The organism is Bacillus sp. AMCV2 (assembly GCF_056033925.1).
The window spans coordinates 1-14,191 of record NZ_JBVYIB010000002.1; the positions used below are offsets into that span (position 1 = coordinate 1).

The 14,191-nt window shown below is 46.1% G+C and carries 7 protein-coding genes, 2 tRNA genes and 2 rRNA genes; all 11 read left to right on the top strand.

Translation table 11 applies throughout. The annotated features are described in order from the left end of the window. Complete coding sequence (gene dnaA, locus AC0OMA_RS00050) at window positions 1-1,341, top strand: chromosomal replication initiator protein DnaA (protein WP_003242674.1); 1,341 nt, start codon at window positions 1-3, stop codon at window positions 1,339-1,341. Between the two features lie 188 nt (window positions 1,342-1,529). Then, the gene (gene dnaN, locus AC0OMA_RS00055) at window positions 1,530-2,666 is read left to right on the top strand and encodes a DNA polymerase III subunit beta (RefSeq protein ID WP_474221803.1); all 1,137 of its coding nucleotides are present in this window, start codon (window positions 1,530-1,532) and stop codon (window positions 2,664-2,666) included. 130 nt (window positions 2,667-2,796) lie between these two features. Then, on the top strand, window positions 2,797-3,012 hold the full coding sequence (rlbA, locus tag AC0OMA_RS00060) for a ribosome maturation protein RlbA (protein WP_003226810.1): 216 nt from the start codon (window positions 2,797-2,799) through the stop codon (window positions 3,010-3,012). Between the two features lie 15 nt (window positions 3,013-3,027). Continuing rightward, on the top strand, window positions 3,028-4,140 hold the full coding sequence (gene recF / locus AC0OMA_RS00065; RefSeq protein ID WP_015382541.1) for a DNA replication/repair protein RecF: 1,113 nt from the start codon (window positions 3,028-3,030) through the stop codon (window positions 4,138-4,140). A 17-nt stretch (window positions 4,141-4,157) separates the two neighbouring features. After that, the gene (gene remB / locus AC0OMA_RS00070; RefSeq protein WP_003219266.1) at window positions 4,158-4,403 is read left to right on the top strand and encodes an extracellular matrix regulator RemB; all 246 of its coding nucleotides are present in this window, start codon (window positions 4,158-4,160) and stop codon (window positions 4,401-4,403) included. Window positions 4,404-4,457: 54 nt separating this feature from the next. Then, window positions 4,458-6,374: a DNA topoisomerase (ATP-hydrolyzing) subunit B gene (gene gyrB / locus AC0OMA_RS00075; RefSeq protein ID WP_003226808.1), complete on the top strand. Its 1,917-nt coding sequence runs from the start codon at window positions 4,458-4,460 to the stop codon at window positions 6,372-6,374. Between the two features lie 210 nt (window positions 6,375-6,584). Next, window positions 6,585-9,050 carry a DNA topoisomerase (ATP-hydrolyzing) subunit A gene (gene gyrA / locus AC0OMA_RS00080; RefSeq protein ID WP_003244540.1) on the top strand — a complete coding sequence of 822 codons (2,466 nt, stop codon included), beginning with the start codon at window positions 6,585-6,587 and terminating at the stop codon, window positions 9,048-9,050. Window positions 9,051-9,339: 289 nt separating this feature from the next. Next, window positions 9,340-10,889: ribosomal RNA gene (locus tag AC0OMA_RS00085) — 16S ribosomal RNA — on the top strand. A 102-nt stretch (window positions 10,890-10,991) separates the two neighbouring features. Next, window positions 10,992-11,068, top strand: a tRNA-Ile gene (locus tag AC0OMA_RS00090). 11 nt (window positions 11,069-11,079) lie between these two features. Next, window positions 11,080-11,155: transfer RNA gene (locus tag AC0OMA_RS00095), tRNA-Ala, on the top strand. Window positions 11,156-11,236: 81 nt separating this feature from the next. After that, window positions 11,237-14,163 (top strand): 23S ribosomal RNA (locus AC0OMA_RS00100). The 16S and 23S rRNA genes sit together here with 2 tRNA genes alongside, the layout of an rRNA operon. The last annotated feature ends 28 nt before the right edge of the window (window positions 14,164-14,191 follow it).

The following is a 14,191-nucleotide window of genomic DNA, read 5'->3' on the forward strand; positions in this document are numbered from 1 at the left end:
ATGGAAAATATATTAGACCTGTGGAACCAAGCCCTTGCTCAAATCGAAAAAAAGTTGAGCAAACCGAGTTTTGAGACTTGGATGAAGTCAACCAAAGCCCACTCACTGCAAGGCGATACATTAACGATCACGGCTCCCAATGAATTTGCCAGAGACTGGCTGGAGTCCAGATACTTGCATCTGATTGCAGATACTATATATGAATTAACCGGGGAAGAATTGAGCATTAAGTTTGTCATTCCTCAAAATCAAGATGTTGAGGACTTTATGCCGAAACCGCAAGTCAAAAAAGCGGTCAAAGAAGATACATCTGATTTTCCTCAAAATATGCTCAATCCAAAATATACTTTTGATACTTTTGTCATCGGATCTGGAAACCGATTTGCACACGCTGCTTCCCTCGCAGTTGCGGAAGCACCCGCGAAAGCTTACAACCCTTTATTTATCTATGGGGGTGTCGGCTTAGGGAAAACACACTTAATGCATGCGATCGGCCATTATGTAATAGATCATAATCCTTCTGCCAAAGTGGTTTATCTGTCTTCTGAGAAATTTACAAACGAATTCATCAACTCTATCCGAGATAATAAAGCCGTCGACTTCCGCAATCGCTATCGAAATGTTGATGTGCTTTTGATAGATGATATTCAATTTTTAGCGGGGAAAGAACAAACCCAGGAAGAATTTTTCCATACATTTAACACATTGCACGAAGAAAGCAAACAAATCGTCATTTCAAGTGACCGACCGCCAAAGGAAATTCCGACACTTGAGGACAGATTGCGCTCACGTTTTGAATGGGGCCTTATTACAGATATCACACCGCCTGATCTAGAAACGAGAATTGCAATTTTAAGAAAAAAAGCCAAAGCAGAAGGCCTCGATATTCCGAACGAGGTTATGCTTTACATCGCGAATCAAATCGACAGCAATATTCGGGAACTCGAAGGAGCATTAATCAGAGTTGTCGCTTATTCATCTTTAATTAATAAAGATATTAATGCTGATCTGGCCGCTGAGGCGTTGAAAGATATTATTCCTTCCTCAAAACCGAAAGTCATTACGATTAAAGAAATTCAGAGGGTAGTAGGCCAGCAATTTAATATTAAACTCGAGGATTTCAAAGCAAAAAAACGGACAAAGTCAGTAGCTTTTCCGCGTCAAATCGCCATGTACTTATCAAGGGAAATGACTGATTCCTCTCTTCCTAAAATCGGTGAAGAGTTTGGAGGACGTGATCATACGACCGTTATTCATGCGCATGAAAAAATTTCAAAACTGCTGGCAGATGATGAACAGCTTCAGCAGCATGTAAAAGAAATTAAAGAACAGCTTAAATAGCAGGACCAGGGATCAATCGGGGAAAGTGTGAATAACTTTTCGGAAGTCATACACAGTCTGTCCACATGTGGATAGGCTGTGTTTCCTGTCTTTTTCACAACTTATCCACAAATCCACAGGCCCTACTATTACTTCTACTATTTTTTATAAATATATATATTAATACATTATCCGTTAGGAGGATAAAAATGAAATTCACGATTCAAAAAGATCGTCTTGTTGAAAGTGTCCAAGATGTATTAAAAGCAGTTTCATCCAGAACCACGATTCCCATTCTGACTGGTATTAAAATTGTTGCATCAGATGATGGAGTATCCTTTACAGGGAGTGACTCAGATATTTCTATTGAATCCTTCATTCCAAAAGAAGAAGGAGATAAAGAAATCGTCACTATTGAACAGCCCGGAAGCATCGTTTTACAGGCTCGCTTTTTTAGTGAAATTGTAAAAAAATTGCCGATGGCAACTGTAGAAATCGAAGTCCAAAATCAGTATTTAACGATTATCCGTTCTGGTAAAGCTGAATTTAATCTAAACGGACTGGATGCTGATGAGTATCCGCACTTGCCGCAGATTGAAGAGCATCATGCGATTCAGATCCCAACTGATTTGTTAAAAAATCTAATCAGACAAACAGTATTTGCAGTGTCCACCTCAGAAACACGCCCTATCTTGACAGGTGTAAACTGGAAAGTAGAGCAAAGTGAATTATTATGCACTGCGACGGATAGCCACCGTCTTGCATTAAGAAAAGCGAAACTTGATATTCCAGAAGACAGATCTTATAACGTCGTGATTCCGGGAAAAAGTTTAACTGAACTCAGCAAGATTTTAGATGACAACCAGGAACTTGTAGATATCGTCATCACAGAAACCCAAGTTCTGTTTAAAGCGAAAAACGTCTTATTCTTCTCACGGCTTCTAGACGGGAATTATCCAGACACAACCAGCCTGATTCCGCAAGAGAGCAAAACAGAAATCATTGTGAACACAAAAGAATTCCTTCAGGCCATTGATCGTGCATCTCTTTTAGCTAGAGAGGGACGCAACAACGTTGTAAAACTGTCCGCAAAACCGGCTGAATCCATTGAAATTTCTTCCAATTCGCCAGAAATCGGTAAAGTTGTGGAAGCAATTGCTGCGGATCAAATTGAAGGTGAGGAATTAAATATCTCTTTTAGTCCAAAATATATGCTGGATGCACTAAAGGTGCTTGAAGGAGCAGAAATACGCGTAAGCTTTACAGGCGCAATGAGACCTTTCTTAATTCGCACGTCGAATGATGAAACGATTGTACAGCTTATCCTCCCTGTCAGAACCTATTAATCCGATACACTGCTGCCGACCTGTCGGCAGCTTTTCTATTCGGTATCTGCTCCGACAAGTTTTCCCTTTCCCTAATTCGTTTTTTTTTAGTACAATTAGATATTAGTGATATTTGAAAGAGGTCGATATAATGGCAAATCCGATTTCAATTGATACAGAGATGATTACACTCGGACAATTCTTAAAATTAGCCGATGTGATTCAGTCTGGCGGTATGGCGAAGTGGTTTTTAAGCGAGCATGAAGTGCTTGTGAACGATGAGCCGGACAACCGCCGGGGCAGAAAGCTGTATGTTGGAGATGTGGTAGAGATTGAAGGATTTGGTTCATTTCAAGTCGTCAATTAAAGCGGGTGACACTGATTGTATATCCAGAACTTAGAACTGACATCTTACCGCAACTACGACCATGCTGAACTTCAATTTGAAAATAAAGTAAATGTGATCATCGGAGAAAACGCTCAGGGGAAGACAAACCTCATGGAGGCGATCTATGTCTTGTCCATGGCGAAATCGCACCGGACATCAAATGACAAAGAACTTATACGGTGGGACAAAGACTATGCTAAAATAGAGGGAAGAGTGATGAAGCAAAACGGGTCGATCCCGATGCAGCTCGTCATCTCCAAAAAGGGTAAAAAGGGCAAGGTCAATCATATTGAACAGCAAAAGCTCAGCCAGTATGTCGGGGCCCTCAACACCATTATGTTCGCGCCGGAAGATTTAAATCTTGTAAAGGGAAGCCCTCAAGTGAGAAGGCGGTTTCTTGACATGGAAATCGGACAGGTTTCTCCCGTCTACCTTCATGATCTTTCTCTTTACCAGAAAATCCTTTCCCAGCGGAATCATTTTTTGAAACAGCTGCAAACAAGAAAACAAACTGACCGGACGATGCTCGATGTTCTGACCGATCAGCTTGTAGAAGTTGCAGCAAAAGTCGTCGTAAAACGCCTGCAGTTTACAGCACAGCTCGAGAAATGGGCGCAGCCCATCCATGCAGGCATCTCAAGAGGGCTTGAAGAACTGACCCTGAAATACCATACAGCTCTTGATGTATCAGATCCCCTAGATTTGTCGAAAATAGGAGATAGCTATCAAGAAGCGTTTTCTAAATTAAGAGAAAAAGAAATTGAGCGTGGTGTGACGCTGTCAGGGCCTCATCGCGATGATGTTCTTTTTTATGTGAACGGACGCGATGTGCAGACGTATGGTTCTCAAGGACAGCAGCGAACGACGGCGTTGTCCCTTAAGCTGGCGGAGATTGACCTGATCCATGAAGAAATCGGAGAATATCCCATTTTACTATTGGATGATGTACTGAGTGAACTGGATGATTATCGCCAGTCACACTTGCTTCATACGATCCAAGGCCGTGTACAAACGTTTGTCACAACGACAAGCGTTGATGGCATTGATCACGAAACCTTACGTCAAGCAGGAATGTTCCGTGTGCAAAATGGTGCGTTAGTGAAGTGAAGAAATGAGGTGAGCATTTGTATATTCATTTAGGTGATGACTTTGTGGTTTCAACACGAGATATTGTCGGCATTTTTGACTTTAAAGCCAACATGTCGCCTATTGTTGAAGAATTTCTGAAAAAACAGAAACACAAGGTGGTGCCTTCCGTAAACGGCACGCCCAAATCTATCGTAGTCACGGTTCAGAATATATATTACTCTCCCTTATCTTCCAGCACATTAAAAAAACGTGCGCAATTTATGTTTGAAATAGATTCTTAGAAATTTTTTATCACGAATATATCGTTTAGAAAAGTGTAGGTGAATGACGTGGCTATGGAACAGCAGCAAAACAGTTATGATGAAAATCAGATACAGGTACTAGAAGGATTGGAAGCTGTTCGTAAAAGACCGGGGATGTATATCGGTTCGACAAACAGCAAAGGCCTTCACCACCTGGTATGGGAAATTGTCGACAATAGTATTGACGAAGCCCTCGCCGGTTATTGTACGGATATCAATATCCAAATCGAAAAAGACAACAGTATCACGGTTGTAGATAATGGCCGCGGTATTCCAGTCGGTATTCATGAAAAAATGGGCCGTCCTGCGGTAGAAGTCATTATGACGGTGCTTCATGCCGGAGGAAAGTTTGACGGAAGCGGCTATAAAGTATCCGGAGGATTACACGGTGTAGGTGCGTCGGTTGTAAACGCACTATCAACAGAGCTTGATGTGACGGTTCACCGTGACGGTAAAATTCACCGCCAAACCTATAAACGCGGAGTTCCAGTTACAGACCTTGAAATCATTGGCGAAACGGATCATACAGGAACGACGACACATTTTGTCCCGGACCCTGAAATTTTCTCAGAAACAACCGAGTATGATTACGATCTGCTTGCCAACCGCGTGCGTGAATTGGCCTTTTTAACAAAGGGTGTAAACATCACGATTGAAGATAAACGTGAAGGACAAGAGCGCAAAAATGAATACCATTACGAAGGCGGAATTAAAAGTTATGTAGAGTATTTAAACCGCTCTAAAGAGGTTGTCCATGAAGAGCCGATTTACATTGAAGGCGAAAAGGACGGCATTACGGTTGAAGTGGCTTTGCAATACAATGACAGCTACACAAGCAACATTTACTCGTTTACAAACAACATTAACACGTACGAAGGCGGTACCCATGAAGCTGGCTTCAAAACGGGCCTGACTCGTGTTATCAACGATTACGCCAGAAAAAAAGGGCTTATTAAAGAAAATGATCCAAACCTAAGCGGAGATGACGTAAGGGAAGGGCTGACAGCGATTATTTCAATCAAACACCCTGATCCGCAGTTTGAGGGCCAAACGAAAACAAAGCTGGGCAACTCAGAAGCACGGACAATCACCGATACGTTATTTTCTACGGCGATGGAAACATTTATGCTGGAAAATCCAGATGCGGCCAAAAAAATTGTCGATAAAGGCTTAATGGCGGCAAGAGCAAGAATGGCTGCGAAAAAAGCGCGTGAACTAACACGCCGTAAGAGTGCTTTGGAAATTTCAAACTTGCCCGGTAAGTTAGCGGACTGCTCTTCAAAAGATCCGAGCATTTCCGAGTTATATATCGTAGAGGGTGACTCTGCCGGAGGATCTGCTAAACAAGGACGCGACAGACATTTCCAAGCCATTTTGCCGCTTAGAGGTAAAATCCTAAACGTTGAAAAGGCCCGACTGGATAAAATCCTTTCTAACAACGAAGTTCGCTCTATGATCACAGCGCTCGGCACAGGTATCGGGGAAGACTTCAACCTTGAGAAAGCCCGTTACCACAAAGTTGTCATTATGACAGATGCCGATGTTGACGGCGCGCACATCAGAACACTGCTGTTAACGTTCTTTTACAGATATATGCGCCAAATTATCGAAAATGGCTACGTGTACATTGCACAGCCGCCGCTCTACAAGGTTCAACAAGGGAAACGCGTTGAATATGCGTACAATGACAAGGAGCTTGAAGAGCTGTTAAAAACTCTTCCTCAAACGCCTAAGCCTGGACTGCAGCGTTACAAAGGTCTTGGTGAAATGAATGCCACCCAGCTTTGGGAGACAACCATGGATCCTAGCTCCAGAACACTTCTTCAGGTAACTCTTGAAGATGCAATGGATGCGGACGAGACTTTTGAAATGCTTATGGGCGACAAGGTAGAACCGCGCCGAAACTTCATAGAAGCGAATGCGAGATACGTTAAAAATCTTGACATCTAATCATAAAAAGCCTTATTTCCAATAAGAAATAAGGCTTTTTTCTAAACAAGATCAGATGCAGCAATGCTTGCAATACCTTTATATTCTAGCAATTTAATGTGTATAATCATAAGTTTATTGATATAATGGAGAATAGTGAAATCGTATTGAAGGTCATAATGGACAATCTACTCCCACATATTTCATGTGATACTTCAGGGAGGTTTTTTAATGAGTGAACAAAACACACCACAAGTTCGTGAAATAAATATCAGTCAGGAAATGCGTACGTCCTTCTTGGATTATGCAATGAGCGTTATCGTGTCCCGTGCTCTTCCGGATGTTCGAGACGGTTTAAAACCGGTTCATAGACGGATTTTGTATGCAATGAATGATTTAGGCATGACAAGTGACAAGCCTTATAAAAAATCCGCGCGTATAGTTGGAGAAGTTATCGGGAAATACCACCCGCACGGTGATTCAGCGGTATATGAATCCATGGTCAGAATGGCTCAGGATTTCAACTACCGTTATATGCTCGTTGACGGTCACGGAAACTTCGGTTCTGTTGACGGAGACTCAGCGGCGGCCATGCGTTATACAGAAGCAAGAATGTCTAAAATCTCAATGGAGATTCTTCGCGACATCACAAAAGACACAATCGATTACCAGGATAACTATGACGGGTCAGAAAGAGAACCTGTCGTTATGCCTTCAAGGTTCCCGAATCTGCTCGTGAACGGTGCTGCCGGCATTGCGGTAGGTATGGCAACAAACATTCCTCCGCACCAGCTGGGAGAAATCATTGACGGTGTACTTGCTGTCAGTGAGAATCCGGACATTACAATTCCAGAGCTTATGGAAGTCATTCCAGGGCCTGATTTCCCGACTGCGGGTCAAATCTTGGGACGCAGCGGTATCCGGAAAGCATACGAATCAGGCCGAGGCTCTATCACGATCCGGGCAAAAGCTGAGATCGAACAAACATCTTCGGGTAAAGAAAGAATTATCGTTACAGAGTTACCTTACCAAGTAAATAAGGCGAAATTAATTGAGAAAATTGCTGATCTCGTAAGGGACAAAAAGATAGAGGGTATCACAGATCTGCGTGATGAGTCAGATCGTACAGGTATGAGAATTGTCATTGAAATCAGACGCGATGCCAATGCGAATGTCATCTTAAACAATCTGTACAAACAAACTGCTCTACAAACATCTTTTGGCATCAACCTGCTTGCACTAGTTGATGGACAGCCGAAAGTTTTAACTCTTAAGCAATGCCTGGAGCATTACCTTGACCATCAAAAAGTTGTCATTAGACGCCGTACTGCTTATGAATTGCGTAAAGCAGAAGCGAGAGCTCATATCTTGGAAGGATTGAGAGTTGCACTGGATCATCTCGATGCAGTTATCTCCCTTATCCGTAATTCTCAAACGGCTGAAATTGCGAGAACAGGTTTAATTGAACAATTCTCACTGACAGAGAAGCAAGCACAAGCAATCCTTGACATGAGGCTCCAGCGTTTAACGGGACTGGAACGTGAAAAGATCGAAGAAGAATACCAATCTCTTGTTAAATTAATTGCAGAGCTAAAAGACATCTTGGCAAATGAATATAAAGTGCTTGAGATCATTCGTGAAGAACTCACGGAAATCAAAGAGCGTTTTAACGATGAAAGACGTACTGAGATCGTCACTTCTGGACTGGAGACAATTGAAGATGAAGATCTCATCGAGAGAGAAAATATCGTAGTTACTCTGACGCACAACGGATACGTCAAACGTCTTCCTGCATCAACTTACCGCAGTCAAAAACGAGGCGGAAAAGGTGTACAAGGTATGGGAACAAACGAAGATGATTTCGTTGAACATTTGATCTCTACGTCAACTCATGACACGATTCTCTTCTTCTCGAACAAGGGGAAAGTGTATCGTGCAAAAGGGTATGAAATCCCTGAATACGGCAGAACGGCAAAAGGAATCCCGATTATTAACCTGCTGGAGGTAGAAAAGGGTGAGTGGATCAACGCGATTATTCCAGTCACGGAATTCAATGCGGAGCTTTACCTTTTCTTCACTACAAAGCATGGGGTTTCAAAACGAACATCGCTATCTCAATTCGCTAATATCCGAAACAATGGTCTAATTGCTCTGAGTCTTCGTGAAGATGATGAACTGATGGGTGTACGTCTGACTGACGGCACAAAACAAATCATCATTGGAACGAAAAACGGTTTACTGATCCGTTTCCCTGAAACAGATGTCCGGGAGATGGGAAGAACTGCGGCGGGCGTAAAAGGCATCACCCTGACGGATGACGACGTTGTTGTCGGCATGGAGATCTTAGAGGAAGAATCACACGTCCTTATCGTAACTGAAAAAGGGTACGGAAAACGAACTCCGGCTGAAGAGTACAGAACCCAAAGCCGGGGCGGAAAAGGACTCAAAACAGCGAAAATCACCGAGAACAACGGCCAACTAGTAGCAGTGAAAGCTACTAAAGGTGAAGAGGATCTAATGATTATTACAGCTAGCGGCGTACTCATCAGAATGGACATCAATGATATCTCCATCACCGGACGTGTCACTCAAGGTGTGCGTCTCATTAGAATGGCAGAAGAAGAGCATGTTGCTACAGTAGCTTTAGTAGAGAAAAACGAAGAAGATGAGAATGAAGAAGAACAAGAAGAAGTGTGAGAAAAAGCGCAGCTGAAATAGCTGCGCTTTTTTGTGTCATAACCCTTTACAGTCATAAAAATTATGGTATAATCATTTCTGTTGTCTTTTTAAAGACACAAGCATGACCATTATGACTAGTAAAAACTTTTTTAAAAAAGTATTGACCTAGTTAACTAAAAATGTTACTATTAAGTAGTCGCTTCGAGAGAAGCACACAAAGTTCTTTGAAAACTAAACAAGACAAAACGTACCTGTTAATTCATTTTTTATAAATCGCACAGCGATGTGCGTAGTCAGTCAAACTACTTTATCGGAGAGTTTGATCCTGGCTCAGGACGAACGCTGGCGGCGTGCCTAATACATGCAAGTCGAGCGGACAGATGGGAGCTTGCTCCCTGATGTTAGCGGCGGACGGGTGAGTAACACGTGGGTAACCTGCCTGTAAGACTGGGATAACTCCGGGAAACCGGGGCTAATACCGGATGGTTGTTTGAACCGCATGGTTCAAACATAAAAGGTGGCTTCGGCTACCACTTACAGATGGACCCGCGGCGCATTAGCTAGTTGGTGAGGTAACGGCTCACCAAGGCGACGATGCGTAGCCGACCTGAGAGGGTGATCGGCCACACTGGGACTGAGACACGGCCCAGACTCCTACGGGAGGCAGCAGTAGGGAATCTTCCGCAATGGACGAAAGTCTGACGGAGCAACGCCGCGTGAGTGATGAAGGTTTTCGGATCGTAAAGCTCTGTTGTTAGGGAAGAACAAGTACCGTTCGAATAGGGCGGTACCTTGACGGTACCTAACCAGAAAGCCACGGCTAACTACGTGCCAGCAGCCGCGGTAATACGTAGGTGGCAAGCGTTGTCCGGAATTATTGGGCGTAAAGGGCTCGCAGGCGGTTTCTTAAGTCTGATGTGAAAGCCCCCGGCTCAACCGGGGAGGGTCATTGGAAACTGGGGAACTTGAGTGCAGAAGAGGAGAGTGGAATTCCACGTGTAGCGGTGAAATGCGTAGAGATGTGGAGGAACACCAGTGGCGAAGGCGACTCTCTGGTCTGTAACTGACGCTGAGGAGCGAAAGCGTGGGGAGCGAACAGGATTAGATACCCTGGTAGTCCACGCCGTAAACGATGAGTGCTAAGTGTTAGGGGGTTTCCGCCCCTTAGTGCTGCAGCTAACGCATTAAGCACTCCGCCTGGGGAGTACGGTCGCAAGACTGAAACTCAAAGGAATTGACGGGGGCCCGCACAAGCGGTGGAGCATGTGGTTTAATTCGAAGCAACGCGAAGAACCTTACCAGGTCTTGACATCCTCTGACAATCCTAGAGATAGGACGTCCCCTTCGGGGGCAGAGTGACAGGTGGTGCATGGTTGTCGTCAGCTCGTGTCGTGAGATGTTGGGTTAAGTCCCGCAACGAGCGCAACCCTTGATCTTAGTTGCCAGCATTCAGTTGGGCACTCTAAGGTGACTGCCGGTGACAAACCGGAGGAAGGTGGGGATGACGTCAAATCATCATGCCCCTTATGACCTGGGCTACACACGTGCTACAATGGACAGAACAAAGGGCAGCGAAACCGCGAGGTTAAGCCAATCCCACAAATCTGTTCTCAGTTCGGATCGCAGTCTGCAACTCGACTGCGTGAAGCTGGAATCGCTAGTAATCGCGGATCAGCATGCCGCGGTGAATACGTTCCCGGGCCTTGTACACACCGCCCGTCACACCACGAGAGTTTGTAACACCCGAAGTCGGTGAGGTAACCTTTTAGGAGCCAGCCGCCGAAGGTGGGACAGATGATTGGGGTGAAGTCGTAACAAGGTAGCCGTATCGGAAGGTGCGGCTGGATCACCTCCTTTCTAAGGATATTATACGGAATATAAGACCTTGGGTCTTATAAACAGAACGTTCCCTGTCTTGTTTAGTTTTGAAGGAACTTTGTTCCTTGAATAAGTTAAGATGGGCCTGTAGCTCAGCTGGTTAGAGCGCACGCCTGATAAGCGTGAGGTCGGTGGTTCGAGTCCACTCAGGCCCACCATCTTATATAACGGGGCCTTAGCTCAGCTGGGAGAGCGCCTGCTTTGCACGCAGGAGGTCAGCGGTTCGATCCCGCTAGGCTCCACCAACGTGTTCTTTGAAAACTAGATAACAGTAGACATCACATTCAATTAGTAATACAAGATATCACATAGTGATTCTTTTTAACGGTTAAGTTAGAAAGGGCGCACGGTGGATGCCTTGGCACTAGGAGCCGATGAAGGACGGGACGAACACCGATATGCTTCGGGGAGCTGTAAGCAAGCTTTGATCCGGAGATTTCCGAATGGGGAAACCCACCACTCGTAATGGAGTGGTATCCATATCTGAATTCATAGGATATGAGAAGGCAGACCCGGGGAACTGAAACATCTAAGTACCCGGAGGAAGAGAAAGCAAATGCGATTCCCTGAGTAGCGGCGAGCGAAACGGGATTAGCCCAAACCAAGAGGCTTGCCTCTTGGGGTTGTAGGACACTCTGTACGGAGTTACAAAAGAACGAGGTAGATGAAGAGGTCTGGAAAGGCCCGCCATAGGAGGTAACAGCCCTGTAGTCAAAACTTCGTTCTCTCCTGAGTGGATCCTGAGTACGGCGGAACACGTGAAATTCCGTCGGAATCCGGGAGGACCATCTCCCAAGGCTAAATACTCCCTAGTGACCGATAGTGAACCAGTACCGTGAGGGAAAGGTGAAAAGCACCCCGGAAGGGGAGTGAAAGAGATCCTGAAACCGTGTGCCTACAAGTAGTCAGAGCCCGTTAACGGGTGATGGCGTGCCTTTTGTAGAATGAACCGGCGAGTTACGATCCCGTGCAAGGTTAAGCAGAAGATGCGGAGCCGCAGCGAAAGCGAGTCTGAATAGGGCGCATGAGTACGTGGTCGTAGACCCGAAACCAGGTGATCTACCCATGTCCAGGGTGAAGTTCAGGTAACACTGAATGGAGGCCCGAACCCACGCACGTTGAAAAGTGCGGGGATGAGGTGTGGGTAGGGGTGAAATGCCAATCGAACCTGGAGATAGCTGGTTCTCTCCGAAATAGCTTTAGGGCTAGCCTCAAGGTAAGAGTCTTGGAGGTAGAGCACTGATTGGACTAGGGCCCCTACCGGGTTACCGAATTCAGTCAAACTCCGAATGCCAATGACTTATCCTTGGGAGTCAGACTGCGAGTGATAAGATCCGTAGTCGAAAGGGAAACAGCCCAGACCGCCAGCTAAGGTCCCAAAGTATACGTTAAGTGGAAAAGGATGTGGAGTTGCTTAGACAACCAGGATGTTGGCTTAGAAGCAGCCACCATTTAAAGAGTGCGTAATAGCTCACTGGTCGAGTGACTCTGCGCCGAAAATGTACCGGGGCTAAACGTATCACCGAAGCTGCGGACTGTTCTTCGAACAGTGGTAGGAGAGCGTTCTAAGGGCTGTGAAGCCAGACCGGAAGGACTGGTGGAGCGCTTAGAAGTGAGAATGCCGGTATGAGTAGCGAAAGAGGGGTGAGAATCCCCTCCACCGAATGCCTAAGGTTTCCTGAGGAAGGCTCGTCCGCTCAGGGTTAGTCGGGACCTAAGCCGAGGCCGAAAGGCGTAGGCGATGGACAACAGGTTGATATTCCTGTACCACCTCCTCACCATTTGAGCAATGGGGGGACGCAGGAGGATAGGGTAAGCGCGGTATTGGATATCCGCGTCCAAGCAGTTAGGCTGGGAAATAGGCAAATCCGTTTCCCATAAGGCTGAGCTGTGATGGCGAGCGAAATATAGTAGCGAAGTTCCTGATTCCACACTGCCAAGAAAAGCCTCTAGCGAGGTGAGAGGTGCCCGTACCGCAAACCGACACAGGTAGGCGAGGAGAGAATCCTAAGGTGATCGAGAGAACTCTCGTTAAGGAACTCGGCAAAATGACCCCGTAACTTCGGGAGAAGGGGTGCTCTGTTAGGGTGCAAGCCCGAGAGAGCCGCAGTGAATAGGCCCAGGCGACTGTTTAGCAAAAACACAGGTCTCTGCGAAGCCGTAAGGCGAAGTATAGGGGCTGACGCCTGCCCGGTGCTGGAAGGTTAAGAGGAGCGCTTAGCGTAAGCGAAGGTGCGAATTGAAGCCCCAGTAAACGGCGGCCGTAACTATAACGGTCCTAAGGTAGCGAAATTCCTTGTCGGGTAAGTTCCGACCCGCACGAAAGGCGCAACGATCTGGGCACTGTCTCAACGAGAGACTCGGTGAAATTATAGTACCTGTGAAGATGCAGGTTACCCGCGACAGGACGGAAAGACCCCGTGGAGCTTTACTGCAGCCTGATATTGAATGTTGGTACAGCTTGTACAGGATAGGTAGGAGCCTTGGAAACCGGAGCGCCAGCTTCGGTGGAGGCATCGGTGGGATACTACCCTGGCTGTATTGACCTTCTAACCCGCCGCCCTTATCGGGCGGGGAGACAGTGTCAGGTGGGCAGTTTGACTGGGGCGGTCGCCTCCTAAAAGGTAACGGAGGCGCCCAAAGGTTCCCTCAGAATGGTTGGAAATCATTCGCAGAGTGTAAAGGCACAAGGGAGCTTGACTGCGAGACCTACAAGTCGAGCAGGGACGAAAGTCGGGCTTAGTGATCCGGTGGTTCCGCATGGAAGGGCCATCGCTCAACGGATAAAAGCTACCCCGGGGATAACAGGCTTATCTCCCCCAAGAGTCCACATCGACGGGGAGGTTTGGCACCTCGATGTCGGCTCATCGCATCCTGGGGCTGTAGTCGGTCCCAAGGGTTGGGCTGTTCGCCCATTAAAGCGGTACGCGAGCTGGGTTCAGAACGTCGTGAGACAGTTCGGTCCCTATCCGTCGCGGGCGCAGGAAATTTGAGAGGAGCTGTCCTTAGTACGAGAGGACCGGGATGGACGCACCGCTGGTGTACCAGTTGTTCTGCCAAGGGCATCGCTGGGTAGCTATGTGCGGACGGGATAAGTGCTGAAAGCATCTAAGCATGAAGCCCCCCTCAAGATGAGATTTCCCATTCCGCAAGGAAGTAAGATCCCTGAAAGATGATCAGGTTGATAGGTCTGAGGTGGAAGTGTGGCGACACATGGAGCTGACAGATACTAATCGATCGAGGACTTAACCATATTTTTGAATGATGTCACACCTGTTATC